The sequence below is a fragment of the Woeseia oceani genome, from assembly GCF_001677435.1.
GTDB classification, from domain to species: domain Bacteria; phylum Pseudomonadota; class Gammaproteobacteria; order Steroidobacterales; family Woeseiaceae; genus Woeseia; species Woeseia oceani.
Genome location: NZ_CP016268.1, coordinates 1,564,588 through 1,585,229, shown reverse-complemented (window position 1 = coordinate 1,585,229; position 20,642 = coordinate 1,564,588). Strand labels below are relative to the sequence as shown.

General features: G+C 55.3%; 19 protein-coding genes, 2 tRNA genes and 1 riboswitch. Of the genes, 11 read left to right on the top strand and 10 right to left on the bottom strand.

Going from position 1 to position 20,642, the window contains the following annotated elements; genetic code table 11:
* Positions 1-105: 105 nt before the first annotated feature.
* From amaB to BA177_RS06960, 6 genes are read right to left on the bottom strand one after another with little or no spacing between them, the layout of a single operon-like run.
* The gene (amaB, locus tag BA177_RS06985; protein ID WP_068614660.1) at positions 106-1,617 is read right to left on the bottom strand and encodes an L-piperidine-6-carboxylate dehydrogenase; all 1,512 of its coding nucleotides are present in this window, start codon (positions 1,615-1,617) and stop codon (positions 106-108) included.
* Between the two features lies 1 nt (position 1,618).
* Positions 1,619-2,965: an aspartate aminotransferase family protein gene (locus BA177_RS06980; RefSeq protein WP_068614646.1), complete on the bottom strand. Its 1,347-nt coding sequence runs from the start codon at positions 2,963-2,965 to the stop codon at positions 1,619-1,621.
* On the bottom strand, positions 2,965-3,654 hold the full coding sequence (locus tag BA177_RS06975) for a 3-oxoacid CoA-transferase subunit B (RefSeq protein WP_068614645.1): 690 nt from the start codon (positions 3,652-3,654) through the stop codon (positions 2,965-2,967). The genes BA177_RS06980 and BA177_RS06975 overlap by 1 nt, the downstream gene beginning before the upstream one ends.
* Positions 3,651-4,361 (bottom strand): 3-oxoacid CoA-transferase subunit A, encoded by a 711-nt coding sequence (locus tag BA177_RS06970; protein WP_068614643.1) that lies wholly within the window; start codon positions 4,359-4,361, stop codon positions 3,651-3,653. Before BA177_RS06970 ends, BA177_RS06975 begins: the two co-directional genes overlap by 4 nt.
* A 23-nt stretch (positions 4,362-4,384) precedes the next feature.
* A complete protein-coding gene (gene fdxA, locus BA177_RS06965) occupies positions 4,385-4,708 on the bottom strand; it encodes a ferredoxin FdxA (RefSeq protein WP_068614641.1) in 324 nt (107 codons plus the stop codon).
* Positions 4,709-4,726: 18 nt separating this feature from the next.
* Positions 4,727-6,163, bottom strand: coding sequence for a KamA family radical SAM protein (locus BA177_RS06960; protein ID WP_068614638.1), 1,437 nt, complete (start codon positions 6,161-6,163; stop codon positions 4,727-4,729).
* 102 nt (positions 6,164-6,265) lie between these two features.
* On the opposite strand from BA177_RS06960, the gene BA177_RS06955 reads away from it, so the two are divergent.
* Positions 6,266-7,009 (top strand): hypothetical protein, encoded by a 744-nt coding sequence (locus BA177_RS06955; protein WP_156762729.1) that lies wholly within the window; start codon positions 6,266-6,268, stop codon positions 7,007-7,009.
* A 93-nt stretch (positions 7,010-7,102) separates the two neighbouring features.
* Here the strand turns inward: BA177_RS06955 and BA177_RS06950 are convergent.
* From BA177_RS06950 to gltX, 3 genes are all read right to left on the bottom strand, one after another.
* Positions 7,103-7,178: transfer RNA gene (locus BA177_RS06950), tRNA-Glu, on the bottom strand.
* 44 nt (positions 7,179-7,222) lie between these two features.
* Positions 7,223-7,298: transfer RNA gene (locus BA177_RS06945), tRNA-Ala, on the bottom strand.
* A gap of 73 nt (positions 7,299-7,371) precedes the next feature.
* Positions 7,372-8,784, bottom strand: a complete 1,413-nt coding sequence (gltX, locus tag BA177_RS06940) for a glutamate--tRNA ligase (protein WP_068614633.1) — start codon at positions 8,782-8,784, stop codon at positions 7,372-7,374.
* Between the two features lie 566 nt (positions 8,785-9,350).
* Positions 9,351-9,434, top strand: a riboswitch (cyclic di-GMP riboswitch).
* Positions 9,435-9,591: 157 nt separating this feature from the next.
* Between gltX and BA177_RS06935 the strand changes: the two genes are divergently transcribed.
* The 4 genes from BA177_RS06935 (at position 9,592) to BA177_RS06920 (ending at position 14,036) form a co-directional block, all read left to right on the top strand.
* Entirely contained in the window at positions 9,592-10,266 is a 675-nt protein-coding gene (locus BA177_RS06935) for a putative Ig domain-containing protein (protein WP_068614631.1), read from the top strand.
* A gap of 181 nt (positions 10,267-10,447) precedes the next feature.
* Positions 10,448-11,077, top strand: a complete 630-nt coding sequence (locus BA177_RS06930) for a GDSL-type esterase/lipase family protein (protein ID WP_197493373.1) — start codon at positions 10,448-10,450, stop codon at positions 11,075-11,077.
* A gap of 3 nt (positions 11,078-11,080) precedes the next feature.
* The gene (locus BA177_RS06925; RefSeq protein WP_156762728.1) at positions 11,081-12,535 is read left to right on the top strand and encodes a right-handed parallel beta-helix repeat-containing protein; all 1,455 of its coding nucleotides are present in this window, start codon (positions 11,081-11,083) and stop codon (positions 12,533-12,535) included.
* A 229-nt stretch (positions 12,536-12,764) separates the two neighbouring features.
* Entirely contained in the window at positions 12,765-14,036 is a 1,272-nt protein-coding gene (locus tag BA177_RS06920; protein WP_068614624.1) for a glycosyltransferase family 4 protein, read from the top strand.
* On the opposite strand, the gene BA177_RS18880 is transcribed toward BA177_RS06920, so the two are convergent.
* The gene (locus BA177_RS18880; RefSeq protein ID WP_231892539.1) at positions 13,965-14,399 is read right to left on the bottom strand and encodes a hypothetical protein; all 435 of its coding nucleotides are present in this window, start codon (positions 14,397-14,399) and stop codon (positions 13,965-13,967) included. The genes BA177_RS06920 and BA177_RS18880 overlap by 72 nt on opposite strands.
* Between BA177_RS18880 and BA177_RS06915 the strand changes: the two genes are divergently transcribed.
* The 6 genes from BA177_RS06915 (at position 14,280) to BA177_RS06890 (ending at position 20,640) form a co-directional block, all read left to right on the top strand.
* The gene (locus BA177_RS06915) at positions 14,280-15,020 is read left to right on the top strand and encodes an alpha/beta fold hydrolase (protein ID WP_231892517.1); all 741 of its coding nucleotides are present in this window, start codon (positions 14,280-14,282) and stop codon (positions 15,018-15,020) included. The genes BA177_RS18880 and BA177_RS06915 overlap by 120 nt on opposite strands.
* Positions 15,010-15,975, top strand: a complete 966-nt coding sequence (locus BA177_RS06910; protein WP_068614621.1) for an alpha/beta fold hydrolase — start codon at positions 15,010-15,012, stop codon at positions 15,973-15,975. The genes BA177_RS06915 and BA177_RS06910 overlap by 11 nt, the downstream gene beginning before the upstream one ends.
* A 36-nt stretch (positions 15,976-16,011) precedes the next feature.
* A complete protein-coding gene (locus BA177_RS06905; protein ID WP_068614619.1) occupies positions 16,012-16,437 on the top strand; it encodes a VOC family protein in 426 nt (141 codons plus the stop codon).
* A 138-nt stretch (positions 16,438-16,575) separates the two neighbouring features.
* On the top strand, positions 16,576-17,526 hold the full coding sequence (locus BA177_RS06900; protein ID WP_068614617.1) for a hypothetical protein: 951 nt from the start codon (positions 16,576-16,578) through the stop codon (positions 17,524-17,526).
* A 15-nt stretch (positions 17,527-17,541) separates the two neighbouring features.
* Complete coding sequence (locus BA177_RS06895; protein ID WP_068614614.1) at positions 17,542-18,954, top strand: MBOAT family O-acyltransferase; 1,413 nt, start codon at positions 17,542-17,544, stop codon at positions 18,952-18,954.
* A 63-nt stretch (positions 18,955-19,017) separates the two neighbouring features.
* The gene (locus BA177_RS06890; protein WP_082989938.1) at positions 19,018-20,640 is read left to right on the top strand and encodes an acyl-CoA ligase (AMP-forming), exosortase A system-associated; all 1,623 of its coding nucleotides are present in this window, start codon (positions 19,018-19,020) and stop codon (positions 20,638-20,640) included.
* Positions 20,641-20,642 lie beyond the last annotated feature (2 nt).

The window sequence follows — 20,642 nt, the reverse complement described above, 5'->3', positions numbered from 1 at the left end:
GCCAGACTCCGCGCCGTGTCTGCAGTTAAGCCAACAGCTCGCCGAACTGGCGAGAATCCCGTCACTGGCAGCCAGGACAGCAACGGGATTGCTCACAGACTGTCATTAAAAGTCGAACGACACGCCCTGCGCCAACGGCAATTCAGTAGAGTAATTGATCGTGTTGGTCGCACGTCGCATATACCCTTTCCAGGAGTCTGAGCCGGACTCACGGCCGCCACCGGTCTCTTTCTCGCCACCAAACGCGCCACCGATCTCGGCGCCGGACGTACCGATATTGACGTTGGCAATACCGCAGTCCGAACCAGCCGCGCCCAGGAACTGTTCCGATTCACGCATGTTCAGCGTAAAGATGGCGGACGACAAACCCGCTCCGACCGCATTGTGGGTGTCCAGAGCATCGGCCAAATTCGTATACCGCACCGCGTAGAGTATCGGTGCGAACGTCTCTTCCAGCATTGGACCGGTTTGCTCCGGCATTTCCACCAAAGCCGGTCGCACGTAGTAAGCATCCGGGTACTCGTCTTCCAGGACCCGCTCGCCGCCTGTCACTGTTGCCCCAAGTGCACGCGCATCGGCCAGCGCTTTCTGCATCTGTTCGTAGGCGAACTTGTCGATAAGCGGGCCGACCAGGGAGTTGCTGGCCAAGGGGTTGCCAACAGTGACCGTCGCGTAGGCTTTCTTCACCTTGGCCACGAACTCGTCATAAACCGTGTCATGCGCCAACAAGCGCCGCATCGACGTGCACCGCTGTCCGGTCGTACCGACCGCGCTGAACACCACCGCTCGCAGCGTAATATCCAGGTCCGCCTGCTCGCTGACTATGCCGGCATTATTGCCGCCGAGCTCAAGGATGCTGCGGCCGAAGCGCTCCGCAACCCGCGGTCCAACCTGGCGCCCCATGGCCGTGGACCCGGTGGCGGATATCAAGGGCACACGGGGGCTCTCAACCAGCGCGGCTCCCCCTACCCGGTCCGCCAGCGCCAGCTGATGCAAGCCCGCCGGCGCATCAGCAAATCGTTCCACTGCGCGATCCATGATCGCTGTGCACGCCAACGCCGTGAGCGGTGTCTTCTCCGATGGCTTCCACACCACGCTGTTGCCGCAAACCAGCGCCAATGCCGTGTTCCAGGACCACACAGCGACTGGAAAGTTAAACGCGCTGATAACACCGGTAACACCCAGTGGGTGCCAAACTTCGGTCATCTTGTGCCCGGGTCGTTCACTGGCAATCGTCAAGCCGTATAGCTGCCGTGACAGACCGACCGCAAAATCACAGATGTCGATCATCTCCTGAACTTCGCCCAGACCTTCTGAAGGAATCTTTCCAACCTCAATACTGACGAGTCGACCAAGATCGTCTTTGGCTTTTCGAAGTTCCTCGCCCAACAGGCGGACCAGTTCGCCACGCCGCGGTGCGGGCACCAGGCGCCACTGCAGGAAGGCCGCGTGTGCTGTCTCAATTTGAGCATTTACGTCTTCGACAGTTGCTTTTTTTACAGAGCCAATCTCTTCGCCAGTCAACGGCGTGGTGACTTTTAGTGTGCCGGTATCGATTTGGGACGCGGGCACGCCCAATCTCACCAGTAACTCAGCTACTTCAGTTTTCATCGTCATCTTACAATCCGCCGTTCGCTTTCAAGTGTCTAAATCCGGCTAACGCTGTCTCGCAAAGCTGGTCTATTTCCTTTTGACCCATTGCCGTTGACAGCATTCCTGCGCCAGTTCCAATTAGTAGAATTCCATTCGCTGTTACGTAATCCAGAAAGGACTGCAAGATCTGGTTTTCTGCCGCACTTGCATACGCACTGCGATAATTCGCCGGAGCCTCCGGCTTCATCAATATTCTGAACATCGAACCGCTTCCCGTAACACAGGCCGCGACGCCGGCAACCGAGATTGCTTCTGTCAGTTGTTGCCGCGCCGTACTCCCAAGCGCGTTCAAGGCGTCGACCGCGCTTCGATCGAACAATTGCATGGCAACCCGGCCAGCGGTCATAGTGACCGGATTCGCTGAGAATGTGCCGGAATGAGGGAATAACACGGGTGACTTAAGCGGGTTCATCACTTCCATGACCGCGGACGAGCCTGCAATGGCGCCGACAGGAAAACCGCCGCCGATCATTTTGCCCATGGCAGTCAAGTCCGGACTCACGTCCAAATGTTCCTGCGCCCCGCCGAAACCGCAGCGAAAAGTAATAACTTCGTCGCACACCAGGAGGACGTTATTCTTTTTCGTCCACCGTCTTAATGCCTGCACGTACTCTTTTTGAGCCGGAACCAAGCCGATGCGGTGCGGAACAAGATCCAGCAAAATGCAGGCCAGATCAGCAACGTGCTTTTCGAGAATCTCGATCGACCTGGCGGCGTCATTGAACGGAATGACTACGACGTCATTCAGGGTAGACTGCGGCGTTCCGTGTGCAACCGGGACGCTGGCTGGCTGTGCCGCATCTCCCCAGTTGCCCGGGTTCGAGGTTTGGCTGACTTCCGCAAAGTCGTACAGACCATGATAGGCGCCCTCCACCTTCGCGATTTTTGGCCGCCCTGTGTAGGCGCGGGCCGCTTTCAAGCAGCTCATAACCGCTTCGGTACCCGAATTTACGAAGCGAATCTTTTCAAACGAGTCGCTGCGATCAACCATCTCTTCGGCGTAGAGAACCTCTTGCTCCGTGGCCAAAGTAAATGCGGTTCCACGTCGCAATTGCGCACTAACCGCAGCAACTATCGCCTCGTTGGCATGACCATGGATCAGCGACGCCATGTTGTTGGCGAAGTCTATTCTGCGGTTGCCATCAAGGTCGGTGACATAGCAGCCACTGCCGAAATCAACGTAGAACGGGTGCGGTTTCCGCAAGACGGTGTTTCGGCTACAGCCGCCGGGCATGACGTGTTGAGCGCGATCGTAGAGCAGCTCGCTTCGAGAACGCTCGTCGCTCGCGATTGAGTCGTTGTTGGTACTCATCAAACTGCTGCCTGTTCGGCAGAGTACTTAGCAGGAATCACTATTGGCGCCCCTGTTTTGTCCTGCAGTGTTTTCAGCTCAACGCCCGGTGCAAGTTCCAGCAGCTCAAAGGCGCCATTGCCAACAGCGAGAATGGCAAGGTCCGTGTAGACCCGGGTAACCACGCCGAGACCGGTCGCCGGAAGGCTGATCTTGTCCACAAGTTTCGGCGCACCCGATTTTGTACAGTGCTGAGTGGCCACGATCACTTGTTTCGCTCCAGCAACCAGGTCCATTGCACCGCCAACCGCGGGTGCAGCGTCTGCTGCGCCCATCGACCAGTTGGCAAGATCACCCGATTGCGAAACCTGCATGGCGCCGAGGATGCAAATATCAATGTGCCCGCCCCTGATCATCGCGAAGCTGTCGGCATGATGAAAATAGGCCGCTCCGGCGACAGCTGTCACATGCTTCTTGCCGGCGTTTATCAATTCGGGATCCTCTCTGCCCGGCTCCGGCGCGGGCCCCATTCCGAGCAGGCCGTTCTCGGTATGAAAGATCACTTCACGGTCTTCCGGAATGTGATTCACAACGCTTTCCGGCATACCAATACCCAGGTTCACGTAGGAGCCATCCGGAATGTCGCGCGCAATCATTCTGGCGATTTCCTGCCGGCTCCATCCAGCCGCGTTCTCAACATGCGTACTCATGGGTACCGCACCTGGCTGGCCACAAGCTCAGACTCCTGAAGGGGGGATCGAATCTCGACAACGCGGTTCACATAGATCGCTGGAGTAACAATGGACTCCGGGTCCAATGCGCCAACGGGGGCGATTTCATTGGCTTGAACGATGGTCGTCGTCGCCGCTGTTGCCATGATGGGTGCAAAGTTTCTGGCCGTTTTGCTGTACACGAGATTGCCGTATCGGTCCGCGCAACGGCATTTTATCAGGGCAAAATCCGCTTTCAGCGCAGGCTCCAACACGTAATCGCGGCCGTCGAACTGCCTGACCTCTTTACCTTCCGCCAGCAAGGTCCCGATGGATGTAGCCGTGTAGAAAGCGGGGATTCCTGCGCCGCCCGCACGAATCCTTTCCGCCAGTGTTCCTTGTGGAACCAGTTCGAGCTCGATTTCGTTCCTCGAATACAGATCAGGGAATACCGTCGAGTTCGTCGTTCTCGGAAAGGAACAAATCATTTTTGCCACCCGGCCGTTCTCGATGAGAGCGGCCAGACCGACGTGGCCACTGCCGGTGTTGTTATTCACCACAGTAAGTCCGCGTGCGCCCTGGTCGATCAACGCGTGGATCAGCTCAATGGGGCTACCGGCCTCACCAAAGCCACCGATCAACACGGTAGCGCCATCGTGAACATCGGCCACCGCTACGGCGGCCGATTCTCGGATCTTATTAATCATAGGAGTGAACCGACGTTACAACTCTAGCGTTCAAGGTACTTGAGCTTATCGGCAACCCCGCTCCATTTATCGGCGTCTGGAAGCCTGTCTTTTTTCTCCGAGATATTCGGCCAGATTTCCGCGAGTTCGGCATTGAGTTCGATGAACGCTTTTTGATCGTCCGGAACGTCGTCCTCTGCGTATATCGCATCTTCCGGACAGGCCGGAACGCAATCTTCACAATCGATGCATTCATCCGGGTTGATTACCAGGAAATTCGGTCCTTCGTAGAAGCAATCGACAGGACATACTTCGACACAATCCGTATCTTTGCACCGAATGCAGTTTTGACCCACTACAAAAGTCATTTCAGTACGCCCTTCCGATCATGCTTGCTGCAAGAGAGGCTTTTCCACTACCTGCTCTTCCACTTGGTCGAACAGTCCGGCCTCGTCGTAAATCACCCGGTCTTCATAGCCGCTGAACCAGATTGCGTCCGGATTACGTCCAACGATCGCCACTTTGCCGCGATCCGGAGCATCCGCAGCACCGCGCAACAACTTGAGAATGACGACGCCGTTTTCTGTACCAGGTATCCCGGCGAGTGGCTCGTTGGTTACGGCAACAACTTCAGTCTTGCCTCGATAATGAGTGATAGACAGGCGCGCATGACTTTCGACACCCGACAAGCCCTTCTGCGACTCGTTAAGAATATTCCACACGTCTTCAATTGGCAGGTTGAATGCTCTATGCCCGATAATGTCCCGTCCACAGAAGAAGTAATGATTCTCAACCCGGTTTCTGCGCAGTTCGCGCTGCATGATTCGCAATGCATCCGGATCACCATTGATGCCTTTGATAATTGGGGCCTGATTGTCAATGCTTAGCCATTCCCGCTTGCCAAGTTCCTTAATGCTGCGCTTCGTGCTCGGAACCCACTCCAGTCCACCATCAGGATCATCGATGTAGTTACCCTCTTCATCCTTGGCTAAAAACTCATCCGGATGATTGAAGTGCACCATGAAGCGGATCTGCGTCGATGGGTAGGCTTCGTGGAACTTGTCCACCATGTCAAAAAACGTTTCGTCGAACCGGTCGGGATAGAACGCCAGTTCTTTTGTGCCGAGCCGGATGGATTCTATTCCCGCGTCTGCAAGAGCCGACCACCATTCGGCGATATTGTTATTGCCGAGCACCATAGGGTCACCGCCAGACATAAGAATCTCACGGAGCTTTTCACGCCCGGTCTTGGGATGACGTCCGCCGTTCTCAGCGACCTGTTTGTTGTGCTCTTCAATATAAGCCACGATTTCCGGAATTTGCGCGAGCCCTTTCGGTGCGATCGTGCCATCCGGACGCGCTACTTCCTTCTTGGCAATCAGCTCTTCCCGGTAGCAGAAGCGGCAATGCGCCGAACAGGTCGATGCGACATAGATCAAGCCAAGCTCGTATTTGTGAATCAGACCTTCAACCGGGCTGTAATCCATTTGTTTGCCTGGATCTGGCGCACCCTCAAGGTCGTAGGTTTCCTTTGGGCTGGCCTTGACGAGCGTCTGGATCGCAGCGCTCTTTTTCGCCAGATCAAAATAATGCCGGGTAATCTTTACGGGCATCCGCGACTCAACATCGGCATTGGTCCCACGCAGGTCGACGAGTGTCTGCAACTCGTTTTTTGAATAGAAGCCCTGCATATCCTCGGGCACTTTCTTATCAAGGAACTTTGCAAGTCCGGTGATAATTTCACGCTTATACTTGCCTTTTTGAACCGTATCCAGGAATGCTTGTGCTTTTGCTGAGGGTTGGAACTTCGCTTGATTAGCCATGAAAGTCGCCGATTTGGAATCCGTTAGAGAGACGGTGCCATGCTGCCGCCCGCAGCACAGAACGACAAACGATGATTCGTCACGACTTTATGAGCTAATGTAATGCGCGGCGCACATCACCGGACTGCACCTCGGCAGCATGAATCAACACGAGTATCGGCATCCCGGCGCTTAACCACTCGACAAGAGGTGCGTAGGGTCAAATTGCCGACTTTTGAAACAACGCTTCTTGATCGGTCGCTCCAGCGGTATGGAATCTCCGGTCCGGGTAACACGTCGCCAGAGCATGAGTATCAGTTACGCTTCATACAAGCCTTGCGGGAAACCGGTGGTCTGTGCAAGCGGGCCATTGGTCAGATTCGCCTGATCGAGCCAGCAACGGCGGCATACCTTTTGAGCTACCCGAAGAACTACGCTCGCTGCCTGAGCGCAGTTGCCGTCTCCTGCACCGTTACAACCAACGTACTGACAGCTACAACAAGCGAACTCCCCGGCGACGAGATTGCCAGAAGCGAAGGCTATACGATCAACTCCAATTTCAATGTCAACAAAGAGTTTGAAGCCACTTTCCGGAACGCAGGAACAATCAAGCCTAATGACTGTCTGGCGTCAGTGGCTGATCAGCTGGTTGCTAATGGCCGCATTTCCGCCGCAAATCAGCGTGTGCGCAAGATGATGCGCGACTACGGCTGCAACAGCGGTGTCATCGAACGAATGGAAGACGGGATGCTCTCGCTGAAGCGCTACTCCACGTCATCAGGTCTCGTCCAATTCAAGCCCACCCGAGCTCCGTCTGTGCCCATGGCGAGGGTTGACAGTGTTACTGGTCACAGTGCGCGTCAGTGAAGCCGGCGAACTATGCCCGATCTGCGACCATCGCTTGCCCGCACCCGGTATCAGCAGGCAAATAAAAGCCCGCGCTGCGCGGGCTAATAATTATGGCGTCCCCAAGGGGATTCGAACCCCTGTTACCGCCGTGAAAGGGCGGTGTCCTAGGCCTCTAGACGATGGGGACTGAAACTGTTGCAACGCCGTTGCTAGTCGTCAGTCGCGATTTTTTGGTGGAGCTAGGCGGGATCGAACCGCCGACCTCTTGCATGCCATGCAAGCGCTCTCCCAGCTGAGCTATAGCCCCACGGAGGCCGGGACTTTACGTAGCCATGCCTGCGCTGTCAAGGCAGAACCGAAAATCCCTGAGCGTATTGCTATCAACTGGCTGCAGCCCTGTCACGAACCAATTCGAGCGCACGATCGAGGCGCTGCAGACTACGCTCCCGGCCGATCAACTCCAATGTAATATCGATGGGCGGTGAAACCCCATTGCCGGTCACGGCAACCCGCAGCGGCTGACCGAGTTTACCCATGTTGAGCTCAAATGCCGCTGCGCTGGCTTCAATGGCCTCCATGAGCTCTTTAGCCCGCCACTCCGGCAATGCCGCCAGTCGTTCGCGCACATCCAGCAGAGGCTCCAGCACGACCGGCCGCAGGTTCTTCTTCGCCGCCTTGGGATCGATCTCGGCAAAATCGTTGTACAGGTACTGGCAGCTCGCGGCCAGCTCCACCAGGGTTTCTGCCCTTTCACGGTAGGCGTCGGCAACCGCCGACGGCTCCGGACCTGAGTCGACAGCCAATCCAGCCCGTTCAAGGAACGGCCGCAGCAAGGTGCCCAGTTCATCAGCTGGCATCGCCTTGATGTGCTGCTGATTCAACCAGCGGAGCTTTTCCGGATTGAAAGCGGAGGCGGATTGGTTGACGTTCGCGATATCGAACAACTCGATCATCTCCTCCACTGAGAAGATCTCCTGATCAGCGTGCGACCAGCCAAGCCGTACCAGGTAGTTAAGCAGCGCTGCAGGCAAATAGCCCTGCTGCTGGTAGTCACGGATGTCGACAGCACCGTGCCGCTTGGACAACTTGGCGCCATCGGGCCCCAGTATCATTGGCAGGTGCGCGAAACCGGGCGGCGTGACGCCCAGTGCCGCAAACATGTTCATCTGCCGCGGTGTATTGTTGAGATGGTCGTCGCCGCGGATTACGTGTGAAATACCCATGTCTGCATCGTCAACCACTACTGTGAAGTTGTAAGTCGGCGTGCCATCGGAGCGGCAAATAATCAGGTCGTCCAGCTCCCGATTGCTGAAGACCACTTCGCCACGAACAAGATCCTCTACGAGCACGTCACCGTCCGTGGGATTGCGGAAGCGCACAACCGGATTTACTCCATCAACGGGCTCCGCACCATCACGACACCGACCGTCGTAGCGGGTTTTTAGCCCGGCTGCCATCTGCTCTTCGCGGACAGCCGCCAGCCGCTCCCGGCTGCAATAACAATGATAGGCCTTGCCGTTGTCCAGCCACTGCGCAATGACCTCGCGGTACCGGTCAAAGCGCCGGGTCTGATAGACCGGCTCCTTATCCGAAGTAATGCCAAGCCACGACAACCCTTCGAAAATCGCCGTTACGTTTTCATCCGTCGACCGCTCGCGGTCGGTGTCCTCAATTCTTACGAGGTACTCACCGCCGGTGTGGCGAGCGTACAGCCAGCAAAAAAGCGCAGTGCGAATACTGCCTAGATGGAGCACTCCGGTTGGGCTCGGAGCGAATCGGGTACGAACGGTCATTTAAGGGTCTGTTCCTGCGGGTGAAAAAGGCTGGCAATAGTAGCAGAAAGCCAGGCCAGCTCTGCGCCAGCGGGCAGTTCCGGCCCACGAAATTTGCCCACCTCCTCACCCGGCCATTTACGCGGTCAGAAACTTTGCGCAGATTTTTCAAGCGCTTCGGACCTGTCGCCGAACAGCGACGAAACAAAACCACAGGAATGCTGAGGACTTAGCCCCTGTTAGCTAGAAAAGACCTTAAACAGCGTCAGGGAATTGCGACAGAAAATTCGTAAATTGCTACGATGCAAGCCCATAGAGCGAGACCGAATTAGACGTAACTGCTCTGATTCTAAACACATTAGTAATTAGTGGCACGGTACTTGCTCTAATAAAGCTGAAGCCCGATGTGACGGGGTATTGAACGCGAGCGTTCCTTGCCCACCAGACTTCTGCGATGCCAGTGTATCGACAACAAAAGACGTTCTGGCCATGTGACATAAGCGGCCTGTGAACTTAAATCATGATGGACTTCAAAGTTTACAGGTACGGGCCTTGCCTGCAGTCGGTCCAGTGCTATAACTTGGCTGTACTGTAAATGGCAAACCTGTCGAAAGACAGGGACGCAAAGCTTCCGGTCTACGGGTTTTACCTATGACAGCGGGGTTGCCAGAGCCTGAAGTGCGATCGCACTATCGGACGCTATCTACCGGCACCTGCCCGAATAGTTCCTGTTTACCGGATTTCGAGAACCACGGTTGCTCGAGTGTTTGCAAAGCTGCATAGACGAAATCAGCAGCTGACGCTCGAAACATCGAACGAGGTACGGTAATGAAACTAGTTTTGTCCAAGTCGATCGGCACTATTGCCATCCTGTCGTTGCTGCTGACACTGAGTGGCTGCCTGACGGCGGGCGGGGAAGTCGATAACGGCGACGGCAATTCGCCACCGCCAGGTCAGGACGGAAACACGGCCCCGGTCATATCCGGCAGCCCCGCCTCCGCCATTACGATCGGGCAGACCTATACATTTACCCCGAACGCCACCGACCCGGACGGCGATTCGTTGACGTTTTCGATTGAGAATCGTCCCAACTGGGCTACGTTCAATGCCGCCAACGGGCAGCTAACGGGACAGCCATTGCTGGGCAATGAAGGCACCTACAGCAACATCACCATTAGCGTATCGGATGGCACGGCAACCGTCGTACTTCGCCAGTTCTCGATTACCGTTACCCAATCAGGCCTGGGCTCCGCAACTTTGTCGCTGGCTGCCCCGTCGGTAAACACCGACGGTACACCGTTTACCGATCACGCCGCCTTCAAAATCTACTATGGCATGACGCGCGGCCAGTATCCGAACGACGTTTACATCGACAATCCGGGCCTGTCGTCTTATCAAGTTGAGAATCTGGCACCTGGCACTTATTACTTTGTCGCTACCGCCGTGAATCAGTACGGCATAGAAAGCAGCTTTTCCAACGACGTCATGCGAGTCGTAAACTAAACCTGCCCTGCATTTGCGGGTCAAAGGCATCAAGGAGCTGTGAACATATGCCATTGAAGTTGACCAGACCTGAGACACGACAACGAACGACAACGGCACACTGACAATGCGATTACACGTCCGACACCTATTATTAGCCGTACTTTTCTTTTCAGCGACGGTTGGAGCTCAGCAGGAAACAATGACAAGCAAGAATGCTCCAGCGGTAATACTTGGAGCCTCGTACGCGGCCCATTGGCCAATTGAACAACTGGCCGGTCACCCGGTGGTCAACAGAGGGATAGGAGGCAATGAGTCTTTTGACATGCACGAGCGATTCGACGAGGACGTTGTCGCGCTCGAACCTGCCAAGGTCTTAATCTGGGGTTTTATCAATGACATCTTCCGTGCAGAACCAGGGAAGATGGAGGAAACGAAACAACGCATTCAAAGCGGTTACAAAGCAATGGTTGCCGCTGCAGAAAAGGAAGGAATTGAAGTCATACTTGCAACAGAAGTGTCAATTCGTGGTGAAGCCGGGTTTGCGAACTGGGCTGCCAGCGTTATCGGCGACATTCTGGGCAAGACCAGTTATCAGAGCATGATCAATGGGCACGTGAAAGAGGTCAATATCTGGCTCAAAGACTTCGCTCGCTCCAAAGGCATAACGGTTCTCGATTTTGAATCACTACTCGCGGACTCAGATGGAACACGGAAGAGCGAGTTTGCTGTCGACGACGGCAGTCATCTCACGGCAGCGGCATACGCGACCATGAGCAAGTACACACAAGATGCATTACAAGCCGGACGGACGGCTAACGAGGTTAAATAGGAAATGACTACTCGGATATGGACCCGCAAACACGGGGATACAGGACGTATCAAACGCCGCGGCAGCCACGCATTTGCACTGTTTGTCGCAATGATGCTGGGAGCAACTGGCATTCAATCCAAGGAACTCTATGTCGATGGCGCCAATGGCGACGACAGTGTGAGCTATGCACAGAACAGTGCCAGCAGTCCTTGGTCGACACTTGGCCGCGCGATGTGGGGCAGCACAAACATCAACAGCCCGAACGCCGGACAAGCTGCACAGGCCGGTGATACCGTCATCGTCAGAGCTGGCGTCTATGCAACGACCCAGGGAACCGGCGAACGTTACGAACCGATCTACAATCCGGTCAACGACGGTCGTCCTGGTGACCCGATTACTATTCGGGCAGAAGGCGTAGTTAGTCTGCAATCGAACACGAGCACTATCGGCGAACCAATTATCGGTACTTTGAACCGTCAGTACATTGTTTGGGACGGCTTCTATATTGATGAGATCAATGTAGACACCAAAGCCGACACCGGCCCGGTCGTTGTCTGGGGGTCCAGCAACATTACGATTCAGAACCTGACTGTGCGCGGCAAGACGGTCAACTGGGGTGACAATCACAGTGCTATTCGAATCGAGTACTCCACTGACTCATTGATTCGCAGCAACCACCTGTTTGAGAACCGCGGTGCATCGAACCAGTACAATGGCTCAGCAATCATTCTTTATGATTCAAGCGGTATCGTCATGGAGCACAATGAAATCCATGACTCACAGGGCGGCATCTTTATTAAAGGCGCGTACGGCGGAACCGCGAACCATAGAATTACCGTGCGCTATAACCTGCTGTACAACCTCGGTGTTGGCATTACGCACGGCATTGTCAATGACGCTGGCACTGCGTTCGGCGCCCGGACATATCAGAACATCGTCCACAATTCCGGGTCCGGCATTGTATTTATAGGCTATAACGGCTCAAGCCCTGCCAACATTGATGTTACCAACAACACCCTGTACGCGAACAACCTTGGCATTCATGTCAAGCCGGGCACGAGTGGTTACCGCGATGTCGTAATTCGCAACAACATTATTCTGGACAGTTCTTACGGTATCCAGGGTGAAGACGTTACTGACGTAAGTAACATCACCTTCTCGAATAACATCTATTCATCCGTCGGCACGCTCGCCAGAATTGCCTACGCAAACCACTCGCTTTCCAGCTGGCAAAGCAACTTCAATCAGGATCTGGTCGGCAGCATGCAATCCGATCCAATGCTGGTAAATGCAGCGGGCGGCAATTTCCGTCTGAGCGGAGCTTCACCGGCATTGAACGCGGGCCTTGATATTCTGAACATGTTCGGTGGCGGCGCAATTAACCTTGGCGCGTACGTCACAGGTGACGAAGTCATCGGCGTCACGTCGGAGCTTGTCGATCCCCCAAAGATCCCAATGCCGCCCACACTGCAATAAGCATCGACACGCCGCCCGGGAGGGCGGCGTGTCATTTGCAGGCAGGGTGGTAGTGGCATCGACAGGGTTCATGCAGCTACAAACACCAAACCAGACATAACACACGCATCCTTGTAGATAATAGTACGTAAAATCAGCAGCTTGCTGTATCAGCAGGACCGTCGCCACTGTATATTCGGCGCCTCTTGCCAAGTATCAGCTGGCATAAGTAACAATTCAGAATGAACGAGTGGTCACCAAATCCCGCGTGCTGAATACAAGCATTCAACCTCCACTCCCCGGACCAACTGATCAGAACCCTGAGCACGGTTACGAGGATTTCCCAGAAGACATTAACAACGTCGACCCGAATAATGCTGGCAACAGCGTATTGCTGGTAGGCAACTACGCGCCGGACGAAGGCTTCTCGTGGTGGCTCATGGAGAATTTCTGGCTGCAGTTCGGCGAACTGGCCGAGCAGCGAGGAGTGCGCACCCTGCTCGCTTATCCTGTACAGGGAAAGTTGCCGCCTCACATCAAAAGCTCTTCTCAATTGACCCCCGTACTCCTTCGTGTGCCGGGGAGAACCTTCAGTGAACTCTGGCGCGCCTGCCGCTTCATCCGCCAGCAGCGCGTGCATTTGCTTTACTTCAGTGACAGAACGTTCAGCAATTGGCGATACGTCGCACTTAGGCTGGCCGGCGCCAAGACCCTCATCAACCATGCTCATTCCGGCGGCGAGAACCGCAATACAGCGGGCATCAGGGGGATGGTCAAATCGATACTCCGGAAAATTCCGCCGTTCAATTGTGATTTGCAGTTCTGTGTCTCGCCGTACATGAGCGAGAAAGCTGAGCTTAGTGCAAGAATACCGGCCAACAAGCTGGTCACCATTCAGAACGGCGTCGAACCCATTGCTGTACCAGCCGCGAACCCGAATTACATTCACGAGCTACTTGGCATAGACCCGGCCACCCGGGTTTGCGTGTCGTCCGGCCGAGCTGATCGGCGCAAGCGCATCGATTTCCTGATTGAGGTAGCCAATTACTATGTGCACGAGCTCCAGGGCAAGAACGTGGTATTCGTGCATTGTGGCGATGGGCCAGACCTCCAAAGACTGACCGAACTCGTGGCAAGCAAGGGCCTCAGCGAGTGGTTCAGGCTTATCGGCAGACGCTCCGATGTGCCGGATATTTTGCGATCGAGCTCCTTCGCCATTCACGCATCCGCCAGCGAAGCCTTCTCGTTAGCCATTCTGGAATTCATGAATTCCGGGCTGGCGACGCTGGTGCCGGACATTGCCTCTGTCACGCAGGCTATCGACGATGCGCAGAGCGGCTTCTATTACCGTCCAGGTGATGTCGCCGATGCTGCCGACAAAGTACGGACCCTCGCCGAATCTCCGGAACTCGCGACGACGCTCGGTGCCCAGGCGAAACTCACCGCCAACTCAAAATACCGCCTGGATTCCATGAACAAAGCGTTCCGCAACGCTGTCGACCAGGCGTTGAACCGGCTCTGATTCCGGCCACAGGCGTACGGCGGCGACGGCAGTTGTGAACTGCGTCAAGACGAAAATTGCGGCCTGTGCACTTGCAGATATCCCGGGTTCTGCAAGAATTGCTGGCTTTCCGACCAGACCGTCTTCTACCCCAATAAAATCAACAACATGCAAAATACTGAACGACCTTTTTTCTTTGCTGACGCGGATGAAGCACTGTTTGCGGTTCTGCACATGCCGAAAAACGCCAAACCCAGGCAAGGCATCGTCCTGTGCCATCCATTTGGCGAGGAGAAACTTTGGAGCCACCGGGTCTATGTCAATTTCGCCCGCCGTGCCGCCGAACTCGGCATGGCAGTCCTTCGTTTCGACTTTCGGGGGCACGGCGATAGCGCCGGCCATTCGGAAGACTACGGTGCTGAATGTTATCTGGAGGACATCCACACCGCCGTAGCGCAACTGCGTCTTGATTGCCCTACTCTGGAGAGTATCGACCTGCTCGGCTTGCGCTTCGGCGCCGCGCTCGCCAGCCAGTATGCTGCCCGGCACGATGGCATCCGCCACTTAATGCTGTGGGAGCCGATCGTCTCCGGCGAGAAATACATGCAGGAATTGCTGCGCATAAACCTGAGTACGCAGCTTGCGGTGTACGGCAAGGTCCGTGACAACCGTGAAAAGCTGGTCGAAAAGCTCGCTGCCGGCGAACCTGCCAACGTAGATGGCTACCTGATCTCGCACGATTTCTACGATCAATGCGGAAAAATCGACCTGCTGACATCGGCAAAATCCAGGCTGTCTGGCAAGGCGCTCGTCGTGCAGATAGCACCCAACATCAAGCAGAAAGACCGGCCTGAGTTTGTCCAACTCAGCGAGCACTTTACTTCCAGTGATTTCCTGAAGGTCGAAGAACCGGCGTTCTGGCGGGAAATTAAGCCCTATACTTCAACCACGACCACCCTCGTCCCCGAAACACTGAGTTGGCTGGAGCAACACAATGGCAGTTAGCGCTGAAGCAGTCACCTTTCGTAACCGCGATGGCAAGCTCCTCTTTGGAACCTTGCATTCCCCCGTCAGCCAGAACCCTGAGCGGCCAATGATCGTGCTCTTGTCGCCGGGAGTAAAAATGCGGGTTGGTCCACACCGGCTGTACAACCGCATGACCGAGGCATTCCTCAAGCAGGGCTATGCCGTATTCAAGTTCGACTTCTATGGGCTGGGTGATTCCGAAGGCGAACTGGGGAAGGAATTACTCGCCGAAGTCTACAACGATACCGAGAACGGCGCGTTCGTTAATGACGGTATCGACGCGCTGGACTGGCTGCAGAACGAACGCGGTGTTGACACCTTTATTCTCGGCGGCCTGTGTGGTGGCGCAATCAGCAGTATATTGCTCGCCCAGAACGAGCAACGTGTCGTCGGCCTGCTGTCGCTGGGCATGACCGTAACGCTGGCCATGGGCGCTGCTGACAGAACTCGCTTCGCCAGCCAGGGCGAGCTCGCCGCACTGCGCAAAGGCTATGTGCAACGCTTGCTCAATCCGAAATCATGGCTTCGCCTGCTCACCTTTCAGAGTGACTTCCGCAGCATCGGACGAGCACTGGCCCAACTGTTTACCCGCAAAAAGGCGACACCGGCAGCGACTGCCGTTGAACCGGCCAAACAGCCGGATTCAAATGCTAACCCACTGTTTCCAGAAGCTTTCTTTAAGATGGCGAACAGCGGGCGCAAGATTCTGCTGGTCTTCAGCGGCGCGGACCGGCTGTACTGGGATTTTGACGAAAAATTTGCACAGCCTTACGCCAACGAATTGAGAAACGTTGCCGATGCCTACGAATTGCACGTCGTGGAGAATGCCAATCACGTATTCTCGTTCCGCGAATGGGAAGCGGACATGCTGCAAGTATCAGCCGACTGGCTCGACAGGCACTTCCAGCAAGCAACGACCCATGAAGCGGCTTGATAGCCGCACCCGCGCACGATCAAAAGGCACAGCCACATGAATCTGGATCACGTTTGCATCGCTGTCAGGAAAATCGACCCGGCTCGCGAAAAGCTCTGCCAGATGTTTGGCTACCGCGCGCGAACTGAAAAAGTCACCAACACCCGGCAACAGGTGGTAGTGCAGTTTCTGGAGAAAGCCGGCTCAATAAACCTCAAGTTAATTGAACCTGTCGATATGCATTCACCACTTGTCGATTTCGTCAAGAAAGGCGGTGGCCTGCACCATTTGTGCTTTCGCGCCGACGATGGCACCGAAGCGATACAGCACCTGACTAATTCCGGCGCTCGACTGATAACCAAGCCGCAGCCCGGTGAAGCATTCGACGACAACCCGATCGCCTTTCTTTTCTGCGGTTTTGGCTTGAACATAGAAGTTATCGACACGGATGCACGGCGTGCCGAAATAACACCGCCATCATGACCTGCCGACTTGTCGGCGGCGAGAGACGAACGCGCAGCGAAATTTCGTGAACCGGATCACAACGCCGGGACCCCGTGATACCGTCAGCGAGCCTGCAGGCGCTATCATTTATCGAACAAACAATAAGATAAGTAGCCTATGGACCAAATAAGTCAGCCTCTTCGCCAGCGCCGCGGCGAATTCCTGACCGTACTTGCCGTGCTTGGTGCCCTCCTGTTCAGTGATGTCGTTCTACGAACCGTAGAGGACCGCCTGTCTGGCAATATCGAGCACATTAACGAGATCGACGACCTGGCCGCTGACTACAAAGCTGACGACCCGGAATCCATCTTGTTCATGGGCAATTCGCTCACCAATAACGGCGTCAACGCCGACATTGCGCGCAAGCTCCTGAACGAAAGTGGGCACAACGTGACCACGATGAACAAGATCGTGCCTGACGCAACGACGATCTGGTCCTGGTCCTGTATTGCTGACAACCAGTTTCTCGATCGGGATGTTTATCCGGCCACTATCGTTCTCGGGTTCGGTTGGAACCAGCTCAGCGATCAGTCCCGAATTTTGCCTACCCGCCTCGGTGCATTCTTCTGTTCAGCGGATGACCTGTTGAATATTCGCGAACACAAGACATTGACGAGCGCCGAAATTGGTGAGTTCCTGACAGCACGAACACTCCGCACCTATGCGCACCGTGAAACTGTTCGCAACCGTGTCCTGAGCATTCTGATTCCGCACTATCAGCAGATGACTCAGGAAAACAACCGCCGGTTGCGAAACGCGGCAGATGCGGCCGGATCGCAGGTTTTCAGTTACACCGTTCTGCAGGACTTGATTACCGACCTGTCACAAAATGGTACGCAATTGGTTGTCATGGCAATGCCGGTGCGCGATCTCCCCTACGAGATCGATGATAGCCTTGCGCGCCTGCTGCGCGACATGCAGGTTCCGCTGCTGGACTACCGACACCTCAGCGGTATTGCCGAAGACTCGTTTCTCGACGATATGCACCTGGATCCCGACGGAGCCACGGTACTGACCACCCGATTGGCGAATGATCTCGTCGGACTAATACCCGCAGCAGAACGATAAAGGGCGAACGCATCCATGCTGTTTAACAGTTTCATATTCTGGGCGTTCTTCGCCATCGTTATTGCGGTTTACTGGCGGCTGAATCTCCGTGGTCAGAACGTCCTGCTCCTCGTGGCAAGCTACACGTTTTACGGCTACTGGGACTGGCGTTTTCTTTCGCTGATTCTCCTGTCTACTGCGATCGACTTCGTCGTCGCGCAGAAAGTGGATGCCAATGAAGACCCTGGGCGACGGAAGCGCTGGCTGCTGCTATCGATCTGCACCAATCTTGGCCTGCTGGGCTTTTTCAAATACTTTGGCTTTTTTGTTAATGAATTCGCACTACTGTTGGAAGCGGCTGGTTTCAGCGCATCAATACCCACACTTAATATCATTCTGCCAGTCGGCATCTCCTTCTATACCTTCCAGACGCTCAGCTACACGATTGACGTATACCGGCGGGTAACTCGCCCTACCCGCGGCTTACTCGATTTCGCTGTCTATGTGTCGTTCTTTCCGCAGCTTGTCGCCGGACCGATCGAACGCTCGAAAGACCTGATGCCGCAGATCCTGAAACCACGCGTACTGGCACAAGGCGCGTTTGCCGAAGGCCTGTACCACGTGCTCTTCGGCATGTTCAAGAAGGTGGTGATTGCAGACAACCTGGCTCCCGTAGTGGACCGGATTTTCTCGACACCGACTGCAGAACTCGCCAATACAGAGATCCTGTTCGGAATCTACGCGTTCGCAATACAGATCTATTGCGACTTCTCGGGCTATTCATCGATTGCACAGGGCATTGCCAAGTGGCTAGGCATTAATCTTTCCTGGAATTTCAAGATGCCGTACTTTTCCAGAACACCTAGCGAGTTCTGGCAACGTTGGCACATCACGCTGTCGTCCTGGCTGCGCGACTACCTCTACATCCCATTGGGCGGCAACCGCAGCGGTGTGTACGGCACTTTCAGAAACCTGATGCTGACCATGGCCCTTGGCGGCCTGTGGCACGGTGCCAACTGGACCTTCATCGTCTGGGGCGTCATTCACGGTTCTGTCCTGATCGCCTATCACATCCTGGAAGCCCGTGGCCGGGCGCTAACGGCCCTGTCGGGAGTGAAGCGACTATTCAGCGTTATTATATTTTTCCATATCGTTTGCATCACCTGGATCTACTTCCGCGCCGAGTCACTGACTCAGGCGAACGAAATGGTCATCGGATTGTTCCAAAATGTTGGCGTAACGGATTTTTCCGCGTATATCCTCGGTATGCTCGCTTTCTTCGCCTTGCCCATGATGCTGCTGGAATTCTGGATAGAACGATCGCGAAACCTGCTGCACGTACTGAGTCTGCCGCGAATGGTCCGGGCCGCCATCTATGCCTATTTCGTGTTCATGTTGCTGGTCTTCCCACCACTAACGCCGCAAGTATTCGTGTACTTCCAGTTCTAAGCTGATGCGAAATTCAACTATGAATAGCTCACGCTTGCCCGCTTACCTCCTGCTGGTGCTCTCATGAGCAGCACATCCGATCAGGCATCATCGTTGCAGAAGTTGCCTGACATATTGACCCGCGGAGCCGAACGGACCCCCGACAAAGTCGCGCTGACATTCAAAGATGACAGGTATTCGTACGCCGATTTATCGGTCACCGTTGCGGCACTTGCCGCACAATTGGCGGCCCGCCAGTCCGCGTCACAAACGAGGGTCGCTGTCTTGTTGCCCAATTGCCCGGAAGCAGTGATTGCGGCATTCGCTACCATGCTCACAGGCGGCATCTACGTACCGGTCAATCCGTTATTGCGTCCTCGCCAGATCGAACACGTATTGAAAGACAGCGGTGCTTCGGTGCTGATTAGCACGAGCTACCTGTTTCAATCGATCGCAGGCGTACTTGAAGCCCTGCCAAACATAGACACGGTGATACTGTCTGACGCAACCGAAGCCGCCGTGCAAACGCCTGCGAAATTCGAAATGCTCACGTGGCAGGAGGCCCTGGCTGGCCGCCCTGGTGAGGCCAGCGCTTCTCCGCACACGCCCACTCTCGACGATCCCGCGCTGATCTTTTACACCTCCGGCAGTACCGGTCGGGCAAAGGGCGTTCTCGTATCCCACAGAAATTTGCTGGACGGTGTGCGCATCGTCTCAGGCTATCTCAATAACTCGGCACAGGATCGAATACTCGCAACGCTGCCGATGAGCTTCGACTACGGCTTCAGCCAGATCACCACTGCGTTTTATGCCAATGCAGAGGTGGTACTGACCAACTATTCAATGCCCCAGCAGCTGCTTGGAGAACTGCGCAAGTACCGGATCACTGGTCTGGCCGGCGTCCCCACGATGTGGGCCCAGCTGGTGACTGTCGTCTGGCCGGAAGAAATCACCGAACACTTGCGGTACATGACCAACTCCGGCGGGCGCATTCCCTCGTCCGTATTGCAACGCCTGCGCTCGCGAGCCGGCAGCGCTAAGCTTTTCCTGATGTACGGACTGACGGAATCATTTCGATCCACCTACCTTGATCCGGCGCAACTTGATACCCGCTCGGACTCAATCGGCAAGGCAATTCCCGGTGTGACCATCGACGTCGTCAACGCCAACGGCGAAAGCTGCGCGCCGGGTGAGCCTGGCGAGCTGGTACACAGTGGCGCACTCATCAGCATGGGTTACTGGAAGAACGCTGCGGCGACTGCTGAACGATTTAAACCCTTGCCGAAGGCGCTCAGCAATGGCAGTCCACATCGGCTCGCCGTATGGTCTGGCGACCTGGTCAGACGCGATGAGGACGGATACCTGTTTTTCGTTGACCGCGCGGATCATATGCTCAAGAGCTCGGGCTACCGGATCAGCCCTGCCGAAGTCGAAGAGGTCATTCATGCGAGCGACCTCGTTGAACATGTCATTGCCGTTGGCCTGCCGGACGAGCGGGTCGGTCAACGAATCGCGGTAGCTATCGTTCCCAAATCACTGCATGAGGACAATGATTTCGCTATCCGCCATGTGTGTGCACGGGAACTGCCACCGTACATGCAACCTGATGAAATATTAATTCTCAAATCGCTGCCGCTTACTGCCCATGGAAAGCCTGATCGGCCTGGGATCCGCGACCTGTTCTCCGCCGCTCCTTTGCGGAACTGAGT

Bases quoted from the DNA above. Each gene is read 5' to 3' on its own strand.
- BA177_RS06895 (WP_068614614.1), top strand. From the start codon at position 17,542: ATGCTGTTTAACAGTTTCATATTCTGGGCGTTCTTCGCCATCGTTATT.
- BA177_RS06960 (WP_068614638.1), bottom strand. From the start codon at position 6,163: ATGGCTAATCAAGCGAAGTTCCAACCCTCAGCAAAAGCACAAGCATTC.
- BA177_RS06970 (WP_068614643.1), bottom strand. From the start codon at position 4,361: ATGATTAATAAGATCCGAGAATCGGCCGCCGTAGCGGTGGCCGATGTT.
- BA177_RS06975 (WP_068614645.1), bottom strand. From the start codon at position 3,654: ATGAGTACGCATGTTGAGAACGCGGCTGGATGGAGCCGGCAGGAAATC.
- BA177_RS06935 (WP_068614631.1), top strand. From the start codon at position 9,592: ATGAAACTAGTTTTGTCCAAGTCGATCGGCACTATTGCCATCCTGTCG.
- BA177_RS06980 (WP_068614646.1), bottom strand. From the start codon at position 2,965: ATGAGTACCAACAACGACTCAATCGCGAGCGACGAGCGTTCTCGAAGC.
- BA177_RS06930 (WP_197493373.1), top strand. From the start codon at position 10,448: ATGACAAGCAAGAATGCTCCAGCGGTAATACTTGGAGCCTCGTACGCG.
- amaB (WP_068614660.1), bottom strand. From the start codon at position 1,617: ATGACGATGAAAACTGAAGTAGCTGAGTTACTGGTGAGATTGGGCGTG.
- BA177_RS06905 (WP_068614619.1), top strand. From the start codon at position 16,012: ATGAATCTGGATCACGTTTGCATCGCTGTCAGGAAAATCGACCCGGCT.
- gltX (WP_068614633.1), bottom strand. From the start codon at position 8,784: ATGACCGTTCGTACCCGATTCGCTCCGAGCCCAACCGGAGTGCTCCAT.
- BA177_RS06890 (WP_082989938.1), top strand. From the start codon at position 19,018: ATGAGCAGCACATCCGATCAGGCATCATCGTTGCAGAAGTTGCCTGAC.
- fdxA (WP_068614641.1), bottom strand. From the start codon at position 4,708: ATGACTTTTGTAGTGGGTCAAAACTGCATTCGGTGCAAAGATACGGAT.
- BA177_RS06900 (WP_068614617.1), top strand. From the start codon at position 16,576: ATGGACCAAATAAGTCAGCCTCTTCGCCAGCGCCGCGGCGAATTCCTG.
- BA177_RS06910 (WP_068614621.1), top strand. From the start codon at position 15,010: ATGGCAGTTAGCGCTGAAGCAGTCACCTTTCGTAACCGCGATGGCAAG.
- BA177_RS06955 (WP_156762729.1), top strand. From the start codon at position 6,266: ATGCGCGGCGCACATCACCGGACTGCACCTCGGCAGCATGAATCAACA.
- BA177_RS06925 (WP_156762728.1), top strand. From the start codon at position 11,081: ATGACTACTCGGATATGGACCCGCAAACACGGGGATACAGGACGTATC.